At 58.6% G+C, this 24,398-nt stretch carries 22 protein-coding genes; 9 read left to right on the plus strand and 13 right to left on the minus strand.

The features are described 5' to 3' along the window. The 7 genes from MK745_RS07800 to MK745_RS07830 all read right to left on the minus strand — a co-directional run bounded on the left by MK745_RS07800 (position 1) and on the right by MK745_RS07830 (position 9,521). Positions 1–1,365, minus strand: a complete 1,365-nt coding sequence (locus MK745_RS07800; RefSeq protein WP_243612725.1) for a glutamine synthetase family protein — start codon at positions 1,363–1,365, stop codon at positions 1–3. Then, a complete protein-coding gene (locus MK745_RS07805) occupies positions 1,353–2,120 on the minus strand; it encodes an N-formylglutamate amidohydrolase (protein ID WP_243612726.1) in 768 nt (255 codons plus the stop codon). The genes MK745_RS07800 and MK745_RS07805 overlap by 13 nt, the downstream gene beginning before the upstream one ends. Continuing rightward, positions 2,120–4,564, minus strand: a complete 2,445-nt coding sequence (locus tag MK745_RS07810; protein ID WP_243612727.1) for a GcvT family protein — start codon at positions 4,562–4,564, stop codon at positions 2,120–2,122. Before MK745_RS07810 ends, MK745_RS07805 begins: the two co-directional genes overlap by 1 nt. After that, entirely contained in the window at positions 4,561–5,460 is a 900-nt protein-coding gene (locus MK745_RS07815) for a choline/ethanolamine kinase family protein (protein WP_243612728.1), read from the minus strand. The genes MK745_RS07810 and MK745_RS07815 overlap by 4 nt, the downstream gene beginning before the upstream one ends. Further along, the gene (locus tag MK745_RS07820; protein WP_243612729.1) at positions 5,457–7,460 is read right to left on the minus strand and encodes an ABC transporter permease; all 2,004 of its coding nucleotides are present in this window, start codon (positions 7,458–7,460) and stop codon (positions 5,457–5,459) included. The genes MK745_RS07815 and MK745_RS07820 overlap by 4 nt, the downstream gene beginning before the upstream one ends. Beyond that, positions 7,457–8,485: a quaternary amine ABC transporter ATP-binding protein gene (locus MK745_RS07825; protein ID WP_243612730.1), complete on the minus strand. Its 1,029-nt coding sequence runs from the start codon at positions 8,483–8,485 to the stop codon at positions 7,457–7,459. Before MK745_RS07825 ends, MK745_RS07820 begins: the two co-directional genes overlap by 4 nt. Positions 8,486–8,579: 94 nt before the next feature. Next, on the minus strand, positions 8,580–9,521 hold the full coding sequence (locus MK745_RS07830) for an ABC transporter substrate-binding protein (protein ID WP_243612731.1): 942 nt from the start codon (positions 9,519–9,521) through the stop codon (positions 8,580–8,582). A 211-nt stretch (positions 9,522–9,732) separates the two neighbouring features. Between MK745_RS07830 and MK745_RS07835 the strand changes: the two genes are divergently transcribed. Together MK745_RS07835 and MK745_RS07840 are read left to right on the plus strand one after the other, a co-directional pair. Next, complete coding sequence (locus MK745_RS07835; RefSeq protein WP_243612732.1) at positions 9,733–10,503, plus strand: DeoR/GlpR family DNA-binding transcription regulator; 771 nt, start codon at positions 9,733–9,735, stop codon at positions 10,501–10,503. 8 nt (positions 10,504–10,511) lie between these two features. Next, positions 10,512–11,288, plus strand: a complete 777-nt coding sequence (locus MK745_RS07840; protein WP_243612733.1) for an inositol monophosphatase family protein — start codon at positions 10,512–10,514, stop codon at positions 11,286–11,288. Positions 11,289–11,353: 65 nt separating this feature from the next. Here MK745_RS07840 and MK745_RS07845 read toward each other — a convergent pair whose 3' ends face one another. After that, positions 11,354–12,283: a phosphotransferase gene (locus tag MK745_RS07845; RefSeq protein ID WP_243612734.1), complete on the minus strand. Its 930-nt coding sequence runs from the start codon at positions 12,281–12,283 to the stop codon at positions 11,354–11,356. A 9-nt stretch (positions 12,284–12,292) separates the two neighbouring features. After that, positions 12,293–14,716, minus strand: coding sequence for a GcvT family protein (locus MK745_RS07850; RefSeq protein ID WP_243612735.1), 2,424 nt, complete (start codon positions 14,714–14,716; stop codon positions 12,293–12,295). Positions 14,717–14,892: 176 nt separating this feature from the next. Here MK745_RS07850 and MK745_RS07855 point away from each other — a divergent pair, with 176 nt between their 5' ends. The 3 genes from MK745_RS07855 to MK745_RS07865 all read left to right on the plus strand — a co-directional run bounded on the left by MK745_RS07855 (position 14,893) and on the right by MK745_RS07865 (position 17,868). After that, positions 14,893–15,876, plus strand: a complete 984-nt coding sequence (locus MK745_RS07855) for a GlxA family transcriptional regulator (RefSeq protein WP_243612736.1) — start codon at positions 14,893–14,895, stop codon at positions 15,874–15,876. A 50-nt stretch (positions 15,877–15,926) separates the two neighbouring features. Beyond that, the gene (locus MK745_RS07860) at positions 15,927–16,676 is read left to right on the plus strand and encodes a DeoR/GlpR family DNA-binding transcription regulator (RefSeq protein ID WP_243612737.1); all 750 of its coding nucleotides are present in this window, start codon (positions 15,927–15,929) and stop codon (positions 16,674–16,676) included. 184 nt (positions 16,677–16,860) lie between these two features. Beyond that, positions 16,861–17,868: an NAD-dependent epimerase/dehydratase family protein gene (locus MK745_RS07865; RefSeq protein ID WP_243612738.1), complete on the plus strand. Its 1,008-nt coding sequence runs from the start codon at positions 16,861–16,863 to the stop codon at positions 17,866–17,868. A 12-nt stretch (positions 17,869–17,880) separates the two neighbouring features. Here MK745_RS07865 and MK745_RS07870 read toward each other — a convergent pair whose 3' ends face one another. The 3 genes from MK745_RS07870 to MK745_RS07880 are packed head-to-tail and all read right to left on the minus strand — an operon-like array spanning position 17,881 to position 20,260. Next, complete coding sequence (locus MK745_RS07870) at positions 17,881–19,011, minus strand: DegT/DnrJ/EryC1/StrS family aminotransferase (protein ID WP_243612739.1); 1,131 nt, start codon at positions 19,009–19,011, stop codon at positions 17,881–17,883. A gap of 5 nt (positions 19,012–19,016) precedes the next feature. Continuing rightward, on the minus strand, positions 19,017–19,667 hold the full coding sequence (locus MK745_RS07875; protein ID WP_243612740.1) for an acetyltransferase: 651 nt from the start codon (positions 19,665–19,667) through the stop codon (positions 19,017–19,019). Then, positions 19,664–20,260, minus strand: a complete 597-nt coding sequence (locus tag MK745_RS07880) for a sugar transferase (protein ID WP_243612741.1) — start codon at positions 20,258–20,260, stop codon at positions 19,664–19,666. The genes MK745_RS07875 and MK745_RS07880 overlap by 4 nt, the downstream gene beginning before the upstream one ends. A gap of 118 nt (positions 20,261–20,378) precedes the next feature. Here MK745_RS07880 and MK745_RS07885 point away from each other — a divergent pair, with 118 nt between their 5' ends. The 3 genes from MK745_RS07885 to MK745_RS07895 are packed head-to-tail and all read left to right on the plus strand — an operon-like array spanning position 20,379 to position 21,684. Next, the gene (locus MK745_RS07885; RefSeq protein ID WP_243612742.1) at positions 20,379–20,642 is read left to right on the plus strand and encodes a spike base protein, RCAP_Rcc01079 family; all 264 of its coding nucleotides are present in this window, start codon (positions 20,379–20,381) and stop codon (positions 20,640–20,642) included. Beyond that, on the plus strand, positions 20,639–21,367 hold the full coding sequence (locus tag MK745_RS07890) for a hypothetical protein (protein WP_243612743.1): 729 nt from the start codon (positions 20,639–20,641) through the stop codon (positions 21,365–21,367). Before MK745_RS07885 ends, MK745_RS07890 begins: the two co-directional genes overlap by 4 nt. Next, positions 21,364–21,684 carry a hypothetical protein gene (locus MK745_RS07895; protein WP_243612744.1) on the plus strand — a complete coding sequence of 107 codons (321 nt, stop codon included), beginning with the start codon at positions 21,364–21,366 and terminating at the stop codon, positions 21,682–21,684. The genes MK745_RS07890 and MK745_RS07895 overlap by 4 nt, the downstream gene beginning before the upstream one ends. A gap of 105 nt (positions 21,685–21,789) precedes the next feature. Here the strand turns inward: MK745_RS07895 and MK745_RS07900 are convergent, their stop codons facing one another. Continuing rightward, the gene (locus MK745_RS07900; protein ID WP_243612745.1) at positions 21,790–22,764 is read right to left on the minus strand and encodes a glycosyltransferase family 2 protein; all 975 of its coding nucleotides are present in this window, start codon (positions 22,762–22,764) and stop codon (positions 21,790–21,792) included. A gap of 199 nt (positions 22,765–22,963) precedes the next feature. Here MK745_RS07900 and MK745_RS07905 point away from each other — a divergent pair, with 199 nt between their 5' ends. Further along, entirely contained in the window at positions 22,964–24,397 is a 1,434-nt protein-coding gene (locus MK745_RS07905; protein ID WP_243612746.1) for a lipopolysaccharide biosynthesis protein, read from the plus strand. Position 24,398: the final 1 nt, after the last annotated feature.

Genomic DNA, 24,398 nt, shown 5'->3' on the forward strand with positions numbered 1-24,398 from the left:
TCAGGCTTTCTCAAACCCGCGCGCGACTTCCCAGTCGGTCACGACGCGGTCGTATTCTTCTTGTTCGACTTCGGCGGCACGGGTGTAGTGATCTACCACCCAATCACCCAAGGCAGTGCGCAGCATGTCCGACTTGCGCAGGGACTCGGTCGCGGCGCGCAGGGTGTAGGGCACATCGGCGACATCCTGCATAGAGTAGAGGTCACCGGAGACCGGCTCGGGGCACGCAAGGCCTTCTTCTATCCCGGCCAGTCCAGCGGCCAGTTGGGCAGCGCAGGCGAGGTAGGGGTTAATGTCCGATCCCGGAATACGGCACTCGATCCGCACACCCTTGGTGTCTTCTCCGACAAGACGGAAACCAGCAGTGCGGTTGTCAACGGACCACGCGCTTTTCGTGGGGGCGAAGGTGCCGGGCACAAACCGTTTGTAGCTGTTTACATATGGCGCCAAGAACACCATGCCGTCGGCGGCGTATTTGATCAGACCCGCCACGTAGCTGCCCATGAGGTCGGACATGCAGCGCGGCTTGTCCGCATCATAAAACACGTTCTCGCCATCCCGGAACAGGGACTGGTGAATATGCGCGGCGCTGCCGACCTTGTCGTGGTGCCACTTGGGCAGGAAGGAGGCGGCATGGCCTTTCTGGTCCGCGATTTCCTTGATCGCCTGCTTAGAGACCGTGTGTTGATCGGCGGCCAGAAGCGCGTCTGCATACCGGATGTTCAGTTCTGCCTGACCAGCCTCGGCCTCGCCTTTTGTGTTTTCGACCGGGACGCCCGCCTCGACGAGCAGATTGCGGATCGGACGCATCACGTGCTCTTCTCGCGAGGTCTGGAGGATGTGGTAGTCCTCGTTATATCCACCCAGCGTTTCAAGATCACGGAACCCGCTCTTGCGGATTTCATCATAGCTTTTCTCGAACAAGAAGAATTCCAGTTCGGTCGCCATATAGGGCGTCAGCCCCATCGCTTGTGCGCGCGCAACCTGTTTCTTGAGAATCTGGCGGGGCGAATGGGGGACGGGTTCGTGCGTGTGGTGGTCGATAACATCACACAGAACCATTGCGGTGCCGTCGAGCCATGGAACACGGCGCAGCGTGCCAAGATCGGGTTTCATGACATAGTCGCCATAGCCCGCCTCCCAGCTTGTTGCTGCGTATCCGTCAGGCGTTGCCATTTCCAGATCGGTTGCCAGCAGGTAGTTGCAGCAATGGGTTTCCTTGTGCCCGCTTTCGAGGAAATTCGAGACGTGAAACCGTTTGCCCATCAGTCGGCCCTGCATATCGACGAGGCAGACTAGGACAGTGTCGAGCGTCCCGGCCTTGGCTTCGGACGTCAGGGTGTCCAGAGAAATCAAACCGGACATTGGCCAGCCTCCTTGTTCTTCGTAAGTGCGAGCGCTTTCAGCGCGTCGATAATGAGCGCCCCGGTATCAGTAGCGACGAGGTGTTGTTGCAGCGGTGTTGCGATCATGTCGTTGCGATACTCCAGCATGACGTTGAGCCATTTCCTCGGAAGCGCGTGGTGCTTGAGGGTATGGGTGACCCCATCTTCGGGGCCGTAGGGTTCATTGCGCGCGACCTTGAGGGAGGTGTGGTCGTGCGCCAGGTCGAGCATTTTGTCGGCAAGGGCGGTGTCTTCGTCGTTGAGGATTCCCAATTGGACCTGGCGGGGCTGGCCGTGAAAAACCGGTGTAAAACTGTGCACCGTGACCAGAACGCCGGAGGCTCTCTGATCCAGCATCTCCGAGACGGCCTTTTCAAAGGGCCGGTACACCGTGTCGATGCGCTCGGCCCGTTGCTCTTTGGTCAGATCGCGGTTGCCTGGAATGTCGTAGATCTCTGACACTTCGCGGATGGCGGTATCTGACTCGGGCGGGCGGTTGCAGTCGTAGACCAGCCGGGAGACAGCCGATGCGACAAGAGGCGCGTCCAGTATGGCCGAGAGTTCCCGCGCCACACCATAGGCGCCGGGGTCCCAGGCCGCATGGCTGTTGGCTGCGTCCTCCGTCAGCCCCAGCCCACCATAGCGGGCTGGTATATGCTGTGAGGCATGTTCACACACCAGAACGATGTCTGACGTGCCGGAGCCATTGAAAATGATAACGGGGGTGTCGTCCATCAGACCTTTACCCGCTCCATTTTGGGATCGAACAGGGGGGCAAGCGACACGGTACAGGGGACGCGCACGGTTGCGACCTCGAGTTCATAGTCGCCGTCGAGAATATAGGCCCGGTCGAGCCCCTCGTCGCAACGCACGTACCCCATGGCGATCGACTTACCGATCGTGTGGCCGTAACCGGCCGAACTGATGTAGCCGACACGCTCGCCATTGCGGTAGATGGTTTCGCGACCAGATAGGATGACATCGCCCTCTGTCGTAAAGGTGGCGAGCATCTTCTTGAGCTTGCCTTGACGCTGTTCTTCAACCGCTGCGCGGCCCTTGAAGGGAATGTCTTTCTTCAACTTGACCGCCCAGCCCAAGCCGGCCTCGTCAGGTGTGTGGTCCGGCCCGATATCGGACGGCCAGGCACGATACCCTTTCTCAAGACGCAAGGTTTCGATCGCGCGGTATCCCGCGTCGATCAGACCATGTTCCGCACCGGCGGCGTGCAACGCTGCGTAGACGGTCGTGGCGTATTCGACCGGCAGGTGAAGCTCCCAGCCCAACTCGCCGACATAGGTCACGCGCAGAGCGTTGACGGGACATCCGGCGATGCCGATCGTTTTGGCCTTGCCGAACGGGAAGGCCGCATTCGACACGTCGTCGTTTGTCACGGCCTGAAGGATATCTCGTGCTTTGGGCCCCATGAGGGAGAGGACCGCATAGGACGAGGTGACATCGAGGAGCTGGGCGTTCATGCCGTCGGGGATGTTCTTGGAAATCCAGTCGAAATCGTGGGTGGCATAGCCGGTCCCTGTGACAATGTAGTATTCATCCTCCGCGACACGAACACAGGTCAGGTCACATTCGATACCACCTCTGTCGTTCAGCATCTGGGTATAGATCAACGATCCGACAGGCTTGGCCACGTCATTGGACGCAATCCAGCTCAGTGCGGCTTCGGCATCCGGGCCTTTCAGTGCGAATTTGGCAAAGGATGTCTGGTCGAACAGAACTGCGGCATTCCGGCAGGCGTTGTGCTCTCGGCCGACTGGAACGTGCCAGTTCGGGCGCTCGAACGTGTAGATGTCCCGCTGTTCCTCTCCGGCGCTTGTGTCTGCGTACCAGTTGGGTCGCTCCCAGCCGAGCTTTTCCCCGAATACGGCGCCCTTGGTGTGCAGCGTATCGTAGAGAGGCGATTTCCGGCAGGGACGGCCGGAGTCGTGCTCTTCGGACGGCCAAGCCATCGTGTAGTGTTTGCCATAGGCTTCGATCGTGCGGGTGCGGATCCAGTCATCGTCAAAGTGCGGGCGCCCAAAGCGGCGGATATCGACGGGCCAGAGGTCGAACGGCGGTTCGCCTTTGGCGACCCATTCCGCCAGTGCCATGCCTGCACCGCCACCGGCGGCGATACCATATGCGTTGAAACCGGCGCCCACGAAGAAGTTCTTCAGTTCGGGTGCTTCGCCGAGGATGAAATTGCCATCCGGGGTAAAGCTCTCGGGTCCGTTGACCAGTTCCTTGATGCCTGCGGTTTCCAGCGCTGGCACGCGGCCGAGGGAGAGCTCCATGAGCTGTTCGAAATGGTCGAAGTTGCTATCCAGCAGTGTGTAGTGGAACCCTTGCGGGATTCCGTTGGTGGCCCAAGGGATCGGGTTCGGCTCGTAGCCGCCCATCACAAGGCCGCCGACTTCTTCCTTGTAATAGGTCAGGCGGTCGGGATCGCGCAGGGTCGGCAGGTTGGAGGGAACGCCCTCGATCCGTTCGGTCACCATATACTGGTGCTCCATCGGGACGAGCGGGACATTCACACCGACGGATTTCGCAAAGGTCCGTGTCCATTGACCACAGCAGGCGATCACGATCGGGGTTTCGATGCGGCCCTTTTCGGTTTCGACGCCCTTGATCACACCTTTTTCGATGTCGACGGAAGTCACTTTAGTGTCTTCGAAAATCCGCGCGCCGGCCATGCGTGCGCCCTTGGCCAATGCCTGCGTGATATCCGAGGGGTTGGCCTGACCGTCGGTCGGCAGATAAGCTGCGCCGATGACGTCGTCGATTGTCATCAGCGGCCAAAGCTCCTGCGCCTCTTTCGGGGTCAGCAGTTGCATGTCGAGGCCAAAGGAATGGGCTGTGGTGGCCTGACGTTTGACTTCGGTCCAACGCTCGGGATTACAGGCCAATCGCAGCCCGCCGTTCATCTTCCAGCCCGTGCCCAGACCTGTTTCCTGTTCCAGCGAGTTGTAGAGATCGACAGAATAACCCAGAAGCTGGGTGATGTTCGCGTTCGAGCGCAACTGGCCCACAAGGCCTGCGGCATGGAAGGTCGTCCCGGATGTCAGCTTCTTGCGTTCGACAAGAACCACGTCCCAACCCATCTTGGCCAGGTGATATGCGGTCGAGCAGCCAACGATCCCGCCGCCAACGATGACGGCTTGTGCAGTATTAGGGAAATCGCTCATTTTGATCCTCTTTGGGAGTAGTATTCAGAAAGGGCCTGCCTGTAGCGGGCCAGGTTGTCAGCGGTGTAAGCGGCATAGTCGAAGTCGATCTTCGAGGTGATTTCCGAGACCATGCTCCACATGGTCTCGCGCAGCAGGGAGGCGCATTTCATGGCGCCATAGCTGTTCATCAGGTCCCGATCCGGCGGCGTGCCGAAATAGGTTTCCAGCATCAGATGCTCGGCATCAGGAGACAGGCCGCAGTTGGTGGCGAGACCACCAAGGTCGAAGAGGGGCGAGTTGAAACCGCCGTAGTCCCAGTCGATGAGCCATAGCCTGTCCTCGGCACGCAGGAGGTTTGATGGAAGCAGGTCGTTATGGCCGAGAACAAGGTCGACCTTGCCAACGGCCTTTTCCAGCGCCTGGGCCTCTAGCATCAGTTCGGCCAGAAGCGGGGTATGGGGCGATGTGTTTTCCGACAGGAACGCCGCATAGTCGTGCAGCACGTGGAACACCCAAAATGTCAGAACCGGACCGCGGACCTTTTGGGTCACGTCGCAGTGCAGGGTTCGGATCAAGTGGACGGCCTGCTGCAACGTGTCGGTGTCATGCAGATCGGTGGCCTCGAGCGGTGTCGACGGGATATAGTCAAGCACCAGAACGCCGGGGGCGGTGTGATGGATCGCGGGCGACAGGCCACAGGCATGAGCCGCGCGTGAGATGGCCAGTTCATTGAAACGCATCACGCCGTGTTCGGGAATATCCTCGCCGAACCGGACCACGTATTCGCCGGCTTCGTCTGACACTCTCAAGTTGATGTTCGTGATGCCGCCACCGAGTTGTGATATCTGCGGTGTTCCTTGCCAACAGGGCAGGGCGCGAGCGGTTTCAAAGGCGCGATCGAGTATAGAGGTCATTTGATCCCCAACCTTTCCTGCGAGTTGCGAGCGAGCGCCGTGACGATGCGATCGGCGATGATGGCGATGAAGGCTACTGAAAGTCCGGCAATGATCCCTTGGCCCGTGTTGGCTTTGGTCAGGGCGATATAGACCTCTTGACCAAGGTCACGAGTGCCGACCAGCGCGGTGATCACGAGCATCGACAAGGCCAGCATGATGGTCTGGTTCAGCCCCAGCAGCAGCGACGGTGCAGCCAGCGGCAGCTTGATCCGCAAGAGCAGCTGGCGTTCCGTGCAGCCCGACACCTTGCCGGCCTCAATCAATTCGCTATCGATTGAGCGGATACCGTGGGCCGCATAACGGACCGCCGGGGCGAGGGCATAGAGGACGACGGCGATCATCGCCGAGAAGTCACCCACCCGGAACAGCATGACCACTGGGATGAGGTAGACGAAGCTTGGCAGGGTCTGCAGTGTGTCAATCAGCGCACCGATGACATTGTTGGCACGTGCGCTCTGTCCGGCCCAGATGCCAAGCGGGATGCCGATCACGCTGGCGATGAGGACGGAGACGGAAACCAGATAGACGGTGATCATCGCTTTGGCCCAAAGACCGTTTGCGGCAATGAAGAGGGTCATCAAGGCCGATATCAGCCCCAGCTTCCAGCCGCCGAGGCGACCGGCGGCGATCCCGACGACGAGAATGCCCCAGATCCACGGGATGCCGGCGAAAAAGCGCTTCACAGGCAGCAGGAGGCTGGTCAGGAAGAATGTCTTGATCGCTTCGAACGTGTCGAAGAAGGTGATGTTGATCCACTCCATCATTGTGGTCCAGATCGAGCCGGTGTTGATGGTGACGGCTTCGGGCAGAACGCGGAAGGCAGGCACGTAGAGGCTCAGAAGTGTGGTCACAACAGTCAGGGCAAGCGCAGCACTGGTCAGCGGGTAGCGCTGGTAGAATGGGTGCGCCGGGTCAGGACGGGGGCGCACACGCCGGATCGCGAAAGCCTGGCTGACGCGATCCAGCGCGATTGCCATGACGACGATGGCCAGACCAGCCTCGATACCGCCGCCAATGTCCAGGCGCCGTAGCGAGGTCAGGACGTCGTAGCCGAGACCGCCCGCACCGATCATCGACGCGATGATCACCATGTTGAGCGACAGCATGATGACCTGATTCACCCCGACCATCAGGGACGGGAGCGCGGTCGGCACCAGCACTTTCCACATCAACTGACGCGGTTTGCAGCCGACCATGCGCCCCGCCTCAATCACCTCTTCGGGGACCGTCTGAAGGGCCACGGTAGAAATCCGCACCATGGGGGGCATGGCGTAGATCACGGTGGCAACGAGGGCCGAGACCGGACCGAAACCGAACAGAAAAAGGATCGGGACGAGATAGGCGAAGACGGGCACAGTCTGCATGAGGTCGAGCACCGGGCGCAGGGTCCGCTCGAACCATGGGTGACGATAAGACAGGATGCCGAGCATCAGGCCGCCAGCCACCCCGATCGGCACTGCGATCAGGACCGAGGCGAGCGTGACCATGGCGCTTTCCCATTGGCCGAAGATCGCGAGATAGGCAAAACACAGGGCGGCGAGCCATGCCAGAGCCTTGTTCTTGGCATAATATGCCAGCGCCGCCATCGTTCCAATAATCGCAATCCAACTGATGGAGGGAGCGATTTCGATGGCTTGTTGCCCCTGGCCGACAGAAAATCCATCAATCAGCAGGGATCGCACCATTTGATATGGCAGCTCGATGACGGCTGCGATGAAGCGTGTCAGGTCGCGGAAAGAGAAAAAGCCGAAATGGGCCTCTTCAACCAGCCACGACATGGCGCAGGAGATCCAAACATCGAGAGGCAACTCGTACTGCTTTGGAAAGCGGATGATCCAGCGCGCGTCCAACGCCTTGTAGAGGGCAAAGGACCAGGTCGACAGCGCCCACGTTACAAGAAACAGAGGGAGCCAGAAAAGACGGGGTCCGGACGTCAGGAATTTGAACAGCCTGCTCATTCCACACCCCGCCCGATCATAACGTCAATAGCGGCGCGTGCGTCGATGGTGCCGATGGGCGTCTGATCCTCATCCAGAACGCGGAACGGCAGAGAGGCTTCGTCCAACTGATGGACGGTGTCCGCGACTGTCAGGTGGCCAGGAAGATCGCCGGCATATTCGCCATCGGGCACACCCGGTGACATGATGGATTCCAGGCGCATGACCTTGGCGCGGGGAATATGGCGCGTGAATTCCTGCACATAGGGCGTGGCCGGATTCATCACCAGATTTTCCGGCGTGTCGATCTGCTCGATACAGCCATCTTTCATCACGGCAATCCGGTCGGCCAGTCGAATGGCCTCGTCGAAATCATGGGTGATGAAAACGATGGTCTTGTGCAGCAAGGATTGGAGGCGCAGGAATTCGTCCTGCATTTCCCGACGGATCAGGGGATCAAGCGCCGAAAACGGTTCGTCGAGGAACCAAAGATCGGGGTCTGCAACCAATGAACGGGCGATTCCGACACGCTGCTGCTGGCCTCCCGACAATTGGCGAGGGTAATGGTCTTCGCGCCCCTTCAAGCCGACGGTCTCGATCATCTGGCGCGCGCGGTCTTCGCGGTCTTTCCGGGAAACGCCCTGAATTTCCAGCGGGAAGGCGGCGTTTTGCAAAACGGTGAGGTGGGGGAGCAGTGCGAAATGTTGAAACACCATGCCCATTTTCTTGCGACGCACGTCAATCAATTCGGCGTCGCCCATGGTCAGAAGATCACGGCCCTCGAAGTTGATCTCGCCCGCCGTGGATTCGACCAGACGTGACAGGCAGCGCACAAGTGTGGACTTGCCGGAGCCGGACAGCCCCATAATGACAAAGATCTCGCCCTCGTAAATCTGGACGTTGGCATCACGCACCGCGCCAACAGAGTGCGCCTTTTCGAAATCGTCAGAGGTCGGTGCGCCATTGTGTTGTTCAAGAAAGGCTTTGGGCTGCGGCCCATAAATCTTCCACACGCCGCGGCACTCCAGTTTTACGGAACGCTCCATATTTACCTCGGGGTTGGGCCGGTTTCGGCCTGTATTGTAGGAAAATGTGGGGAGAAGGCGCGGGGAGTGGGGCGCCTTCTCCGGTGGGCTAATTTTACTTAACCCAGGTCGACCACGTGGCTTCGTTGGCGGTCATCCATTCGGCGACGACGCCCTCGATGCTTTCGCCCTCCAGATCGACTTTGCCGACGAGGGAGCCCATCGTGTCATTGTCGATGTTGAAGGCGTTGATTGCATCTGCTGCACCCGGCCATTTCTCTGCGACGCCGGACCATGCCACTTTCCAGATGGGGCCGGTCGGCTTGCCACAGTCATATGCTGCGTTCGGGTTCACGCCGACGGATGGGTCGTTGTAACATTCGGAAGAATAGGGCGGAAACTCGACGAATTTTCCGTCATATTTGGCTGTTGCCCAGTGCGGCGAATAGATCCACAGGACAATCGGGGCTTTCCGCTGGTAAGCGGATTCCAGCTCGGCAAAAAGCGCCGCGTCGGTGCCCGCGTGAACCACTTCGAAATCCATGCCCAGAGCCTCGACGCGTTCGTCATCAAAGCCGCCCCATGTCACGGGGCCGCCGAGGTAACGGCCCATGGGCGCGGTCTCGGGGGTTGCGAATTCCATGGCGCAGTCATTGAGTGCTTGCCAGTCGGGCAGGCCGGGGCAGACCTCTTCCATGTAGGCAGGATACCACCATTCCTCGATGGCTTTCATGCCGCTCGGGCCCATGTTGACCACTTTGCCCGTGCCAAAGGCTTCGTCCATGGCTTCGCGACCGGTGGTTTCCCAGATTTCCATGGCGACATGCAGGTCACCGGTTTTCAGGCCCGCAAACTGCGCGATGTAGTCAGCCTGGACGTATTCGACATTGTAGCCCGCTTTTTTCAGGACTTCGCCCATGATGGTAGTGGTGATGATCTGGCCGGTCCAGTCATGCGTGGTGAGCTTGATCGGGTCGAGGGATTCAACGTCTGCAATCGCCCCCGAGGCCGAAAGGGCCGCCAGAAGTGCCGCGGAATATGTGGTTAATTTTGTCATGATCAGCCTCCGAGCTGTTGGTTTTTTGGGTTTTGCAAATCCAGTTGTCTGAAAGTGCGGTATTGCGTTGATGGTTGGTCACATACCAACAAAAAGCAACAAAAAAAGTTCGATAAAGTTGTAAACCCGAAAAAATATGTGGAATTATGTCGATAAAAGAAGCTTAATGTTGGGAAAGCCACGTTGCTGACCGCCAAATTGGAGAAGAATCATGGAGACACGGGTAAACCACCGACAGAGAGCTATCCTGACGGAATTGCACCAGTCCGGCGGTTCAATGCGGATTCATGCACTGGCCGAAGCTCTGCAAGTGACCGAAGAAACGGTTCGCAGGAACCTCAAGGTGCTGGCCGATGATGGGGTGGTCGAGAGAATGCACGGTGGTGTCCGCCTCATGAACGACAGCGCTGAGGCTGATTTTAACGCGCGCTACCGCGAGAACCCGGTCGCCAAGCAGCGGATTGCCCAGCATGTGGCCAGCATGTTGCCCAACGATGTGTCGTTGTTTCTCGACATCGGAAGTACGACAGCCCATATCGCCGATGCGCTCCGCGATCACCGTCGTTTGGTTGTGGTCACGAACTCTGTTTATGTGGCTTTCCGCCTCGCCACGCGGAATGAGAACCGTGTCTTCCTCGCCGGTGGCGAGCTACGCGGGCATGATGGTGGTGCATTCGGTGCGGATGCCATGGAATTTGCAGCGAACTTCAATACCGACTACGCCGTACTGTCTTCCGCCGGGATCAGTGAAAAAGGGTTCTTCCTGTATGATCTGGAGGAGGCGCGGTTCTCGCGTCTCATCATGCGTCAGGCCAGCACGCGTATCATTGCGGCCGATTCAAGCAAGTTCGGCCGTGTCGCACCCGTTGATATCGGTCATCCCGAACATGTCGATTACCTGATTTGTGACAAGGAACCGCCCAAGGCAATTGTCTCGGCGGCTCTTGGCGATTGGGGCACCGAGATCCAGATAGCCAAATAGGAGAAATGATGAACACCCCGTTGGAAGAAATCGGCGCGATCGCTGAGAAAATCTCGCGCGAAGCAAGCGCGATCCCGATGGCCCATTTTCGCGCAGCGCTCGATATCGATGCAAAGGCCGATGATAGCCCTGTGACCGTGGCGGACAGAAAGACGGAAGCTTACATTCGCGACGCCCTGCAAAGCGCCTTTCCCGATCACGGGATCTTTGGCGAGGAATACGGCATCTCGGGCTCGCTCGATGGAGAGACCTGGATCATCGACCCGATCGACGGCACCCGGTCGTTCATCACCGGGTCGCCATTGTTCGGTATGTTGCTGGGGTTTCTTGCTGAGGGACGTCCCAAGCTCGGGCTGGTCCGGATGCCGGCGTTGGACGAGACATTTGTCGGATTGGCGGGCAGTGGGGCGACGTTGAACGGGGCCGCCATACATTGCCGCCAGACCCGGACACTGAGCGAAGCGATGATCTACCTGAATGAAGGTGAACGACTGGCGGGGATGAATCCGGAGCTGTTCGGACGGCTGTGCCGCAGCGGACATACACGGCGTATGGCCTATGATTGCTATCCCCACGCGCTTGTGGCGGCGGGGCAGATTGATGCCGTGGTGGATTGCGGACTCGAGCCTTACGATTATCTGCCGCTTGTCGGACTCATCGAGGCTGCTGGTGGCGTGATTACGGACTGGCAGGGCAGAGACCTGACCCTCGACTCCGATGGCAAGGTGGTGACTGCGGCGACGCCCGAGTTGCTTCAGGAGATGCTCGAGCTGATCAACGGCTAAATGAGAAAGGGCGCCGGAGAGATTTCCGGCGCCCTTCTTCTATTCTTATAAATGGGAAAGTCGCGTCAGCCAGCCGTCACCGCCGCGACGTGGGCCGGGAAATCTTTGCCATTCATGAGTGTCTTGCAGCGGTCGAAGCGTGTGGTGGCATAGGCCCAGAAATCTTCGGCCGGGTTGTCATCGGCGTGCTGGATCAGGCCCCATAGGGTCCAAAGCAAGTCGCACATGGCTTTGTAGATTACGACGCGCCCTTTTTCCGCCGCAGTGGGCTCGCGTCCGAAATAGCCGCGCAGCAATTCAGCCTCCTGCGCATCGTCCATTTCGGCTTCGACAGACAGGTCACCAACGTCCCACAGCGGGTCGTTCATGCCGGAATACTCCCAATCGACGATCCACATCGCGTTGCCATCATCGAGAAAGTTCTCGCAAAGCGGATCACAATGGCAAGGTGCAAGGCGGGCGGGGTTGGCATCCAGTGCCTCCTTGACCGGATCTGCCGCCTTGACCACGGCATGATATCCTTCGGGAAGATCGACATCCTTGGTGGCCAGAACCTTGAGATATTCCTCGATCATCGCAAAAAGTTCGAACCGGAAATCAAAGCTTTCACCCGATTGATGCAGCTTGGCCAGTGCTTTGCCGGCGCGTTCCGGGGCCCCGTTTCTTTCCTTGAACAAGGCGGGTGTCATCGTCTCGATGTTCTCGATTGCGGTTGAGACCATTTCACCGGAGGCGGCGTTGGCCCAGAGGACCTCGGCCGAAATGCCGGCGCGCCAAGCCGCTTGGGCGTTGGTGATTTCAACGCCGCGGTCGATGTATTCATTGGTCCCGTCTCCGGGAATGCGCACGATCACGCGCGCGTCCGAGGTTTCGACAAGATGGACAAGATTGGTCAACCCTCCAAGGCGTGTGATTTTGCATTGTTCTGCCGAGACGCTCTCGAAGCCGGGTGTCTTCCGCAAGGTGGACAGAACGGTTTGAGTGTATTCGTACATGAGCGCTCCTTAGGCTTTAAGCTTTTCATTCTGAGGGTCAAACACCGGCCCGTCGACCTTCGTTATCGCGTGTCGCTCGCCGAACACCTCGATTTCGAATTCTGTTTCATCACACAGCGCTTTTTCAAGGTAGCCGAAGATGATGGTTTGCCCAACCGAGTAACCGAACCCGGCGCTTGTCGCGAGGGATACTGTCTGGCCATCGTGAATGATCGTTTCGCCGCCATAGAGGGGCAATTTCGTTGTTGTGACAAAGGTGCAAAGCTTCCTATCCGGTCCTTCGGTTTTCTGCTTTTCAAGAACAGCGCGGCCGAGAAAATCGCCTTTGGCCTTGAGATGGACCCGGAAACCGAGCCCCGCCTCGATGGGGGTGTAGTCGGGGGAGATATCGCCGGACCAGTAGAGATACCCTTTTTCCAGTCGCAGGGAATCGATGGCACGATAGCCGACATCGCGAATGCCATGGGCTTCTCCCGCGGCGCGCAGGGTCTTGTAGACGTGGGCTGCAAATTCAGTTGGAACATGCAATTCCCAACCAAGCTCGCCGACGAAGCCAATGCGAACAGCACGTACCGGTGCGCTGCCCACGGTGATATTTCGGGCGGTACCGAACGGGAAGGCTTGGTTCGATACATCCTGTTCGCAGACCGCTTGCAGCACATCGCGCGCTTTGGGTCCGCAGATGTTGATCACGGCCCGGCCCGAGGTGACCTCGATCAGGTGCACCGAGCCGTCTTTGGGCATGTTGCGGCGGATCCAGTCTTCGTCATGCGTTCCGAAGCCTGATCCTGTCACAAGATAGAAATGGTCGGGCCCTAACCGGGTAATCGTGACGTCGGCCTCGATGCCGCCGGTTTCGTTACAGAACTGGGCGTAGATCACTGTGCCATCGGGCTTGTCCATGTTGCAGGCGGCAAGGCGCTGCAGGAGATCGAGGGCGCCGGGGCCGATGATTTCGAACTTGGCAAAGCTCGACTGATCGATAAGGGCGACGCCTTCGCGCACCGCTTTATGTTCTTCAGCTGCGAACTTGTGCCAGCCGGGCTCGAGGAAATCGAGCTGATCGACCGGTTCGACACCTTCAGGCGCGAACCAAAGCGGTCGCTCCCATCCGTTCTTCGAGCCGTAGACAGCACCGTTTTTCTTGAGGATGTCATAGAGGGGAGAGAGACGCAGGTTTCGCGCGCTTTCATGTTCCTGTCCCGGATAACGCATTTTGTAGTGATGGGCGTAGTGCTCGACTGCGCGCGGATACATAAAGGACTTGGTACCATGATGCGGACCAAATCGACGGCAATCGAGAGGCCAAAGGTCGAGGCTTGGGCGTCCTTCGGTGATCCATTCGGCGATCATTTCGCCAGCGCCGCCGCCAGCGGCGATTCCGTAGAGGAATCCGGTTGCCATCATAAGGTTATCAAAGCCCGGCGCCCAACCCAGTACGAAGTCGCCGTCGGCAGAATAAGGGATCGGGCCGTTGATCACAGAGCGGATGCCGACCTCGTTCAACACGGGGGTCACTTCGGCTGCAAGCTCTGCGAGAGGCCCGAAGCGGTCGAGATTGTCCGGTAGAAGCTGACGCACGAATTCGCCAGGAATGCCATCGTCTCCAAAGGGTAGGGTGCCTTCTTCATAGCCGCCGATCACAAGGCGTCCCCCCGCATCGGGCTTGTAGTAGACAAGGCGTTCAGGGTCGCGCAGGGTCGGCAGACCTTTGACCAGCTCGATGTCCGGAAGGGGCTCGGTCACGATATATTGGTGTTCCACCGCGCAAGCCGGCACGTGAATCCCCAGTTTTTCACCGAGTTCGCGGCTCCACATCCCAGCGGCCATCACGATGGTTTCAGCTTCGTAATCGCCCTCGCTGGTCATGACTTTGGTGATGCGGCCGTCTTTGACTTCGAAATCTAGAACCTTCACGCCTTGACGAATTTGTGCGCCGTATTTTCGCGCACCTGCGGCGATGGCCTGGCAGAGGCTGGCGGGATCAACATGCCCGTCCGAGGGGATGAAGGCCGCACCCTGGAGCCCGGTATCGTCGATATAGGGAAACAGCTCTTTGGCTTCTTGCGCCGTGATCATTTCCATTTCCAGATCGAAGCTTTTCGCCATCGTCGTCAGGCGCTTGGCTTCAAGCAGTCGTTCGTTCGTCGCGGCCAATCGCAGGCTGCCGACTTTCTTCCAGTCGAACGCCATGCCGGTTTCTTCTTGTAGCCGGTCATACATGGCGACCGACCGTTTCAGCATACGGGTGGTATTGCGCGACGAGCGCAGCTGTCCGACAAGCCCCGCCGCGTGCCAAGTGGCGCCTTCTGTCAGGGATGCCTTCTCAAGAAGAACAACGTCCTTCTCGCCATTTCTTGCTAGGTGATATGCGGTGGAGCATCCGATGATACCTCCGCCAATGATGAGATGCTTTGCCGAATGGGTGGTCATTTCCGATTCCTCACTGAATTCGGAAGTAGACTGACACAAAACCAACAAAAAACAACAAATAATGTGGATAAATGTTGATGTGGGGTTGGAATTGGCGCAGGATGCCTTTCAATCTGGCGTCTATCTCGGGCTCCAGGGACCAATTCTGTGTTGGAACAGACCAAAGGAGGTCGCTCATGGAACACCCTGCTCGGAATTCCTTCAGTTCAGGCGCGCAACCGGTGCAGCCGATTGTACAGGATGTCGTTATCGTTCTCGGCGAGGGAGCGACACTCGCGGATTGCAGCGCGGTTACCCAGCCGATGCATACAGCCAACTCGGTTTCAGGTCTTGTGCATTTCCGCTGGCACTATGCGTCGCTTTCGGGAAGGCCTACGAAGCTCGCCTGCGGTGCCGAACTGGCCTGTAGTACCGACATGAACCAGTTGCATCGAGATACCCTGGTCGTGCTGAACTGGGGGAAAACACCTTCGGAAGAGGAAAAGAAGCTTATTTCATGGCTGCGCCGTCAATACCGTGTGGGTAACAGGTTCATTCTGTTAGGAAACTCTGTTTTCACCATGGCCCGAGCCGGTTTGTTGAGCGACATTCCCGTTGCTGTTCATTGGGAGTGGATGGACCCCATGCGAGAGCTGTTTCCCGATGTCGACTCGGTCGACCAGCTCTATACGGTTACGCCGCGTATCTGTGCCAGCACGTGCAGCGATGCGGCGACAGAAATGATGGTCGGCCTGATCGAGGCACGTCATGGGCGCGATGTCTCATATGATGTTCAAGGGCAGCTTAACCGGCCGGCATGCCGTCCTCCGAGCACTCCCCAGAGAATCCCGCTGGCCCGCAAATACGGGTCTCGCAACCAGATTTTCCTGTCCGTGGTGGAACGTATCGAGAGGAGCTACGAAGAAGACATCTCGGTTCAGGATCTTTGCCGCGAATTCAACATCTCCAGACGGCAACTGGAACGGCTTTTCGCCAAGAAAACCGGGACATCGCCGTTCAGGTTCATCAAGGATCATCGCCTGCGCAAGGCACAGAAACTCTTGCAGGTGACAAACATGAGCGTTTTAGAAGTTGCCCTCGCTTGCGGGTTTCCGTCTGATTCCTGCTTCAGAAACGCTTTCAAACGCAAATTCGGGGTAACACCAACACAGTTTAGCTGAATTTCCGTGCCGTAGTTGCGCCCGGTGTTGGATTCTGGAAAATAGCAACCATGGCTAAGTATGATCAAGAAATCCTCAACGCTGTCGCTTTGCGTGGTACTATGACGGTCACGGAATTGGCAGAAATGCTGGATGTTTCGGATCAGACGATCCGCCGGATCGTCAAGCCTCTGGTTGCCGATGGAAAGGTCGAAAAGGTACACGGCGCCATCGTCAGCGTCGAAAACCCCACGACGGCGCCTTTCCAGATCCGGATGCAACACAACCGCGATGCCAAGGCGCGCATCGCAGCAAAAATTGCGGAGCTTATTCCTGACGGGGCGTCGCTCGCGATTGATGCGGGATCAAGCTCTGGTTTTGTTGCTCAAGCCCTACAGATGAAGCAAGACCTCACGATTGTGACCAATTCCGCTTTTGTGGCCAGCAACCTCTCCATGACTAAGGGCAATCGAGTGTATTTTGCCGGAACGCAATTACGTGATTATGACGGCGCCTCCTACGATCGAACGGCATTTGACACGATCGGTCGAATGCAGGTCGATTTCTGTATCGCAACCGCGGCGCAGGTTCACCCGGAGCGGGGTTTCCTGATGAGTGAGCAATGCGAGGCCGATATGGTCATCGCGATGGCACAGATTGCGGAGCAGGTCATTTTCGCCGTCGATCACAGCAAAATGCACACGGAAGGCACCTCCGGTTTGATCGCGGCAGAGAATGTCTTTGGGTCTTCTTGGATGGTGACGGATCGTATCATCGACGACGACCGCTATGCAGAGTTGACCAGAGTCATAACGATCTGATCTTGCGGGCAAAGGCTGGCGCTATTGGTCGCAAACGGAGACGGGTTCCCACTCGTTTGTCGCTTCGCCATTCTCTTCGGCAAGAAATCGAACCCTCTTGCCGCAAGTGTGGGGACTCTGTCTCGACACGCGTTAGGGCCTGACTTAGGGTCGGCAGCGTATCATCAGGGTTCTTAGTCAAGACATGTCACACAAACGCGTATTCATCACTGGCGCTGCGGGATTTATCGGGTTTCATCTTGCACAGCGGATGTTGAAGGATGGCTGGGAAGTCATGGGGTTCGACGGTCTGACGCCTTACTATGATCCCAAGCTCAAGCAGGCGCGGCTCTCTATTCTGCAAGCGCAGGAGCGTTTCCTCTTTGAGGAGGGGATGCTTGAGGATGAAGGGGTATTGACCCGGCTTATCGCGGAGTTTCGGCCCGATGTGATCGTGCATCTCGCGGCGCAGGCAGGCGTGCGGTATTCGATTGACGCGCCACGCTCCTATGTGACCTCAAATCTCATCGGCACCCACGAGATCCTCGAGGCGGCACGGGCCTGTCCGCCAAAGCACCTGATGATGGCCTCGACCAGCTCGGTCTACGGCGCGAATACCGAGATGCCTTATGGCGAGACGGATCGAGCGGTGCACCCCAAGAGCTTTTACGCCGCGACGAAGATCGCCAATGAGGCGATGGCGCATTCCTACGCACATCTGTTTGCGATTCCGACGACGATGTTCCGGTTCTTCACGGTCTACGGGCCATGGGGCCGGCCGGATATGGCGCCCTTCAAGTTCACCAAAGCGATCCTAAACGGCGAGGCGATCGACGTTTACAATCATGGCGATATGCAGCGCGATTTCACTTATGTTGAAGACCTCGTGGAAGGCATTCTGCGCCTTTCCGCGACCATTCCAGGCACAGAGCCGGTCGGCCCCATGGACAGCCTTTCCCCCGTCGCGCCGTTTCGCACCGTGAATATCGGCAATGGGTCTCCTGTGCAGCTTGGCGCGTTCATTGAGGCAATCGAGGCGGCAACCGGGCGCACAGCGGAACGCAACCTCATGCCGATGCAGCCAGGGGATGTGCATGCGACATGGGCCGATGCGCGGCTGATCGAGGCGCTTGTGGGCGCGTTGCCGCGCACTGATATACGAGATGGCGTCAAATCTTTCGTCGATTGGTATCGCGGCTGGAACGACCGTTAGGCCCGAGGGGCGCTACGCGCCATCCAACAGGCGCGTGATCCGGTCGATCACCTCATCCTGCTGAGCATCGCTCATATCGCTGCCCGAGGGCAGGCAGAGGCCATTCGCGAAGAGCGTCTCATCGAAACCTGTGCCGTGATAGGGCGCTCCGTCATAGAGGGGCTGCATGTGCATCGGTTTCCAAAGCGGACGCGATTCAATCTCATGCTCAAGGAGTGCAAGGCGGATGTCTTCTCGGCCAACGCCAGTCTGATCCGGGTCGATGGTCAGCGCCGTAAGCCAGCGGGTCGAGAAAAGGCCGTCCGGTTCCGGCATGAAGGCGATGCCGGGGCGGGTGAGCGCGGCGGCGTAGCGGGCGAAGATCTCGCGGCGGCGGGCGACGCGGTCATCCAGCACTTCCATCTGGCCTAGGCCGATGGCCGCGCAGATGTTGGAGAGGCGGTAGTTATAGCCAAAGGTCGAGTGTTCGTAATGCGGGGCGGGGTCGCGGGCTTGGGTCGCGAGGAAGCGCGCCTCGTCGGCCCAGTCCTTGTGCTTGGTCACCAACATGCCGCCGCCGGAGGTCGTGATGATCTTGTTGCCATTGAACGAGAGGATCGCGGCATCGCCACCGGTGCCGGCCTTGCGGCCGTTGGTGTAGGCCGCGCCGAGGCTCTCGGCGCTGTCGACGATCAGGCGCACGCCATATTGCGCGGCCAGCGCCTCGAGCGGGTCGAGATCGGCAGATTGGCCATAGAGGTCTGTTGGCACGATAGCTTTGGGCAGGCGGTTCTCGGAATCGGCCCTGGCAAGCTCTTCGGCAAGGCGGGTGGTGTCGATGGTCCAGCTTGCCGGATCGAGATCGAAGAACCGTGGAGTCGCGCCGAGGTAATTCACCGGGAAGATGCCACCTGCGAAGGTCATCGAGGAAATCCAGACCTCGTCTCCGGGCCCGACACCGGCGATGCGCAAGGCCAGATGAAGCGCGGCAGAGCCGGACGAAAGGCCAACGCAATGCAGGTCTTCGCCAAGATAGTCCGCGACGGTGGCCTCGAAGGCATCGAGTTGCGGCCCGAGGGGGGCAACAAAATTTGATGCGAACGCTTCTGCGACACGGGCCTCTTCATGGCCGGACATATGCGGGCGGGACAGGTAGAGGCGCATGAGGGTCAGTCCTTGATGAGCGGTTTGGCCGGATTACCGACGACGGTTGCACCGGGCGGCACATCGCGAGTCACCACAGCCCCCATACCGACAATCGCCCCGGCACCGATGGTGAGCGGTTTCTCCGGTGTCCCTTGGCGTAGGATTGCACCGGTTCCTATGTAGGCATGGTCATCGATATGGACGTTTCCGTTGCATTTCACGCCCGGCGCGAAAGTGACGAAATCTCCGATCACGCAATCATGGGCGACGTATGAGTAGATATTTGCGTGAAATTGACGGCCAATTTTGACATTCGAAGTGATGGTCGAAAAAGGACACAAGATTGAGCCTGCTGCCAGTTCAACTTCGTCCATAATAAGCGCGTTCGTGGCTTTCACATCGAAGGGCAAAATGCCTTCGGCGATACATTTTTTCTCGAGCGTCTCACGGACCACACCACTCGCGATTGCGATCGTGATCGCTCGCCTCTCGGCAGGTTGCGCGCAGAAAGCCTCGAATGTCATGCACTCATGGCCATTGATGGCGTCGTCCTGACCCGCGTCATCCACAAAGACACAACGTGCCTGTTTCCTGTCACCCAGTTGTGCAAGCAGCACCGGCATCACTTCGCGTCCGAAACCGCTTGCCCCATAGACACCAATCAGTTGCGTCATGACCCGGGCCCCTCAAATCTTGACATGGTGGCTTCGCCTGCTGCTGAGATCCCTTCGCGCTTGACCACTTTGCGGATGGTCAGCCAGATGATCTTGAGGTCGAGCCAGAGGCTGCGGTTGTCGACGTACCAGACATCGAGAGCGAATTTCTCGTCCCAGGAGATGGCGTTGCGGCCATTGATCTGTGCCCAGCCGGTCACGCCGGGACGGACCTCGTGGCGGCGGGCTTGCTCGGCAGAGTAGAGCGGTAGGTAGTCCATCAGGAGGGGGCGCGGGCCGACGAGGCTCATGTCGCCCTTGAGCACGTTCCACAGTTCCGGCAGTTCGTCGAGCGAGCTTGAGCGCAGGAAGCGACCAAGCGGTGTCATGCGTTCAGAATCGGGCAGGGGGGTGCCGCCGGCATCCACCGCATCGCGCATGGTGCGGAATTTCACCATCTGGAAAGGTCTGCCATCGCGGCCTGGGCGGGTCTGTCGAAACAATACCGGTGCACCCATTTGTCCACGAATCTTCCAGGCGACAAAAGCAAGGATCGGCGAGAAGAGAAGCAATCCGAGGCCAGCGCCGAGAATATCGAGACCACGTTTAAACAATGAACAAACTCCTAATCGTACGTTTGCGCGATCAACCTTTACGCAGCCTTTCTGCGGGAAATTGCCCTGAACTTCAATCGCGGATGCAGCCAGTATCCCCTAGTCGTGAGGATTTTTCATGAACCCTTTTGCCGATCGCGCGCGTTCCATCTCGGGTCCGGCCACGGATGCCCTTCCGGTTGTGCCGGATGACAGCAACGATCTGCCCATCGTGGCGATCGCGCTTTATGCGGAAAGCGGCGGAACCGTCGTTGTCGATACCGTTGCAGGCGAGACCCGATCCATCGCCGTGGCGGATTTCTCGATCCTGCCATTGGGCGTTCGCCGTATTCGGGCGAGCGGAACATCGGCGACGGGTCTTCATGCACTGGTTCTCGCATGAAGACGCTGTGCGATTTTTCCATAACATCGGCGCGCCATCGGCCGCGTCACATCTGGGATCCCGGCGCGCTTTTTCAGGTCGCGCGGCTTGGAGCTTGGTATGATTTTTCCGATCTCTCGGTGCTGTTCCAAGACGCGGCCGGCACGATCCCGGTGACCTCTGATGGTGATCCTGTGGGATGTGTTCAGGACAAATCCGGCAACGGCCATGACGCGGTGCAAGTCACTCCCGCCGCGCGACCTACATGGCGCACGAATGGCAGTTTGAGCTGGATCGAGTTCGACGGTGTTGACGACCACATGGTCATCCCGGCCATTGCCTATACGGCGCCGATGACCACGTGCCTTGGGCTACAGCGGTTTGCAGAAGGCAGTTGGAGCAGCTTTCGAAGCGCAAAGGTGATCCCGCCCTATATCAATACCGGATCCGCGACCCCGAGCAGCACGGGGGCGGTGACAAACTCTGCGGGAGGGAGCGACCGTGTTGACGGTGTCGTGTCGAGCTATAACCGGCAAGAGCTCTACACGGCGCTTTTGACACCGCGCGTTGGCACCGCGTTTGCCAATACCAGCACCAGCCTTCACGCGGAGGGCACTTTCTTCTGCTATGGCCATATACGTGCCAGTGGCAAGGTCTTTGGCTATGCGGAGTGGGACGACGCCAATCTTGCCGAGGTCGCTCAGGTCGAACACTGGATGGCGAAGAAAACAGGAGTGGTCCTATGACGAAATCCATCGCGGTCCTGACGACGGGCTCGGCCTTGGCCGCCGCCAACGCGCTTTTCGCCGAAAATGGATGGGGCGCAGATAATTTTCTCGTCTCACTGAGCGCTTCGGGCGATGCGCCTCCAAGCCATTTTGGCCTTCGGGCAAGCGTCAACAGCGGGTTTGCCTCAGGGCTTGCCGACGCGGTTGCCGCCGATACGGAGCTTTCGGCGCATATCACGGTGGACGTTCGCGCGGATACGGATCGACAAGGCCATTTCGCGGCTTTGCTGCACGCAGCAGGATTGCAGCGGATCGAGCCCCAGCCAGAAGGCTAAAGCTTGGCAGTGTCCGCGCCCCAGGCGTGTGCAGGGTCGACAGAGAACAGACATGGCGGTGCAAAAAGCTGCCTTGTCTACACGCATTTGAGACCGTGAGAGGGTCTAGGACGCAGGTGCTCTCTGGAGGGCCGCCTCATCGGAATAAACGTTGCGCCAACGTTGATATTCCAATTCCGCAAACAAGTGACCAGAGTCACCCGCTCCAAGAGCATAGCCGACGCCTTCGCCAGCGGCACTGACCGCGAGAAAAATGGCAAGATGCGGGAAGCAGCGAAACAGTTCACGCCCATGTCCGCCGCGGATCGCAGTCCAAGAGATCGAAATCAGGCGTTTGACAAAGATGAGCGGCGCCGCAGCTGCAAACGCCAGCCGATGAAGCGAGGACCAGGTTTCACGTCGGCTTGCAGCAAACATGCGGCCTTCTGCGAAATGCAGGGCGAGAGAAGCACGGAAGAACGAGTAGTTCATATGTGCGACTTCGATCTCTGGGTCGATCCAGAACTTATAGCCTTTCTTGCGCAGATCATTCTGCAGCACCCATTCTGCCTCGAGCATGTTCGCGAGATCGTCGCCATAGGTGAGCAGCATCTCGCGGTCATACGCAGAGTTATGCCCGGCGATATAGGGCACGAATTCTGCTTTGGGTGCGTGCATCCACATCCCGTACTCAATCATCAGCGATGCCCAACTTGCCGCAGTGCGGGGATTGGCGTTCCGCATGACCGGTCCAATAGCCGCGGCGTAGGCGTGGTGGCTGACAAGGCGTTCTGCCCAGCGATCGGAAAGGGGAAAGGCATGGTCCTCTGAAAAGATCACCACCGCCCCTTGCGCCGCACGGATGCCTTCGGCTCTGGCGCGTGCCGAGCTCGACAAATCATGACCAATGACCTGAAAACGCGCGAAGTCTTGTAGGTCGAGGGCCTCGATGGGGGCGACCAATTGCGGTTTCGCGACGATGATCAGTTCCAGTTCCTGCACGATGCTCTGCGTCTTTAGCCGAGACAGGAGGCCATGGAGCGCTTCGGGGCCATCTCCTGTTACACAGATCACACTCGCGGTGATGGGGGTGTCGGGCATGCGCGTTCCCTTTTCTTACCTGTTGAACGCAATCCGAGCGAACGCGGATCGCGATTTGCGACCGAGGGTAAACCCAACCTATGCCAGACGCGACCCCTGAACGCACAAAGGTTCGTCACGCAGCGCATGGACCAGAGAGCGGGGAAAGGTTAACACCGAAGGGGGGCACCGCAGGTGACCTCGTAACGAGTCGGAAAGCATGTCGGTTCTGAAAACCTATAGACCGGGGGCGCTAAGCGCTTTGTTCTCGCAAGGGGCAAGCGCATTGGGCGGGTTTCTCGCTTTTCTATTTCTGGCGAACATGCTCAGCAAAGACGATTTCGGCGCTTACTCCTTCGCCTTTAACGTTATGATTTTGTTCTCGATTCTGGCAACACTCGGGTTTGATCGCACGCTTCTCTTGCACCTTTCACGCAATGGCGATCCGCGCCAGCCGATGCGTGGCTCGGGCCTATTGCTCAGAACGCTTGGCGGATCAGCCTTGGCGTCTGTGGGTTTCATGGCCTTGATATGGGGCGTTTCCACCCCACTCGCACAAGCGATGCAGTCCGAGGTGGTGCAATGGTGGCTCGCGGCGCTCGCGCCGGTGGTCCTTCCGATGGCGGCTTTGCTTCTTCTCAGGGCGTGGTTTCAGGCCAACCACCGGTTCGCGATTGCGGCGGCGATGCCGGGAGTGGCAGACTTCCTTCGCGCCATGCTCATCGGCGTGGCTTTTGTGGCCGCAACCGGGAAGATCGGCGTAGCTCTGGCTGTCTTCGCAGCATTCACATTTCCCATGGTCGCGCTCATGTTGGGGGCGCGCAATGCGCAACGCAGCAGCGGCTACCGGCTTACGCGGGAAGACTTGTCGCGCGGAATTATTTATGCATTTCAACGGATTACCGAGGCCGGCCAGAACCTCTTTGATGTCATTATCATTGGTCTGGTGGCGAGCGATGCGACAACAGCGGAATTCGCATTGGCGGCCCGGTTGGCGGTTTTGACTGATATCGGGCGGCAAGCGGTGCATCCGACCTTCCTGCCACGTGCCCGGCTTCATCTTACCACAGGCGATCAGACCAAGATCCGCAGCGAGTATGATTGGGTGCGTTTCCTGTCTCTCTTGGGGGCATTGGCCGTAGCAGTGTTCATGCTCATGTTCGGCCCGATGATCCTCATGCTGTTCGGCGGCTATGATGCAGCCTTTGGCCCGCTTGTCCTCATGGTTGGCGGATATGTTGTCACGGCGGCTGGTGGGCCGCATCTTGGTTATCTCACGATGACCGGGGAAGTCCGTCTTCCCGCCCTGATCCGGGTCGGCGGGGTCGTCCTTACAGCAATTGGTATCGTGATCGCTGTGCCTCAAATTGGGGCGCTCGGGGCTGGGTTCGCCATTCTTTTGGCCTTGATTGCCGTCAACATCGCCGCGCTTGCCGCGCTTTGGTGGATGACTGGATTCAACGGTGTATCTCTGCGCGTGCTGGGCTTCGCGCTCGTCGCGGTTTTGACGCTGTGTGCTGTGGCGTTGGATTGGATGGCACCGATCTTTGGCGGTATGGTGGTTGTTGTTGTGGGGCTTTGCCTTGCGGAGAGTGAGTTAGCCGGTCTGCGAATGGCGCTTCGACGTCTTCGCAGCAGGCGCGGGGGAGTGTAGA

The sequence above is a fragment of the Shimia aestuarii genome, from assembly GCF_022814865.1.
Classification (GTDB): Bacteria; Pseudomonadota; Alphaproteobacteria; order Rhodobacterales; family Rhodobacteraceae; genus Shimia; species Shimia aestuarii_A.

Excerpts from the sequence above, each read along its gene's own strand:
- MK745_RS07800 (WP_243612725.1), bottom strand. The coding sequence starts at position 1,365 with ATGTCCGGTTTGATTTCTCTGGACACCCTGACGTCCGAAGCCAAGGCC.
- MK745_RS07805 (WP_243612726.1), bottom strand. The coding sequence starts at position 2,120 with ATGGACGACACCCCCGTTATCATTTTCAATGGCTCCGGCACGTCAGAC.
- MK745_RS07810 (WP_243612727.1), bottom strand. The coding sequence starts at position 4,564 with ATGAGCGATTTCCCTAATACTGCACAAGCCGTCATCGTTGGCGGCGGG.
- MK745_RS07815 (WP_243612728.1), bottom strand. The coding sequence starts at position 5,460 with ATGACCTCTATACTCGATCGCGCCTTTGAAACCGCTCGCGCCCTGCCC.
- MK745_RS07820 (WP_243612729.1), bottom strand. The coding sequence starts at position 7,460 with ATGAGCAGGCTGTTCAAATTCCTGACGTCCGGACCCCGTCTTTTCTGG.
- MK745_RS07825 (WP_243612730.1), bottom strand. The coding sequence starts at position 8,485 with ATGGAGCGTTCCGTAAAACTGGAGTGCCGCGGCGTGTGGAAGATTTAT.
- MK745_RS07830 (WP_243612731.1), bottom strand. The coding sequence starts at position 9,521 with ATGACAAAATTAACCACATATTCCGCGGCACTTCTGGCGGCCCTTTCG.
- MK745_RS07835 (WP_243612732.1), top strand. The coding sequence starts at position 9,733 with ATGGAGACACGGGTAAACCACCGACAGAGAGCTATCCTGACGGAATTG.
- MK745_RS07840 (WP_243612733.1), top strand. The coding sequence starts at position 10,512 with ATGAACACCCCGTTGGAAGAAATCGGCGCGATCGCTGAGAAAATCTCG.
- MK745_RS07845 (WP_243612734.1), bottom strand. The coding sequence starts at position 12,283 with ATGTACGAATACACTCAAACCGTTCTGTCCACCTTGCGGAAGACACCC.
- MK745_RS07850 (WP_243612735.1), bottom strand. The coding sequence starts at position 14,716 with ATGACCACCCATTCGGCAAAGCATCTCATCATTGGCGGAGGTATCATC.
- MK745_RS07855 (WP_243612736.1), top strand. The coding sequence starts at position 14,893 with ATGGAACACCCTGCTCGGAATTCCTTCAGTTCAGGCGCGCAACCGGTG.
- MK745_RS07860 (WP_243612737.1), top strand. The coding sequence starts at position 15,927 with ATGGCTAAGTATGATCAAGAAATCCTCAACGCTGTCGCTTTGCGTGGT.
- MK745_RS07865 (WP_243612738.1), top strand. The coding sequence starts at position 16,861 with ATGTCACACAAACGCGTATTCATCACTGGCGCTGCGGGATTTATCGGG.
- MK745_RS07870 (WP_243612739.1), bottom strand. The coding sequence starts at position 19,011 with ATGCGCCTCTACCTGTCCCGCCCGCATATGTCCGGCCATGAAGAGGCC.
- MK745_RS07875 (WP_243612740.1), bottom strand. The coding sequence starts at position 19,667 with ATGACGCAACTGATTGGTGTCTATGGGGCAAGCGGTTTCGGACGCGAA.
- MK745_RS07885 (WP_243612742.1), top strand. The coding sequence starts at position 20,379 with ATGAACCCTTTTGCCGATCGCGCGCGTTCCATCTCGGGTCCGGCCACG.
- MK745_RS07890 (WP_243612743.1), top strand. The coding sequence starts at position 20,639 with ATGAAGACGCTGTGCGATTTTTCCATAACATCGGCGCGCCATCGGCCG.
- MK745_RS07895 (WP_243612744.1), top strand. The coding sequence starts at position 21,364 with ATGACGAAATCCATCGCGGTCCTGACGACGGGCTCGGCCTTGGCCGCC.
- MK745_RS07900 (WP_243612745.1), bottom strand. The coding sequence starts at position 22,764 with ATGCCCGACACCCCCATCACCGCGAGTGTGATCTGTGTAACAGGAGAT.
- MK745_RS07905 (WP_243612746.1), top strand. The coding sequence starts at position 22,964 with ATGTCGGTTCTGAAAACCTATAGACCGGGGGCGCTAAGCGCTTTGTTC.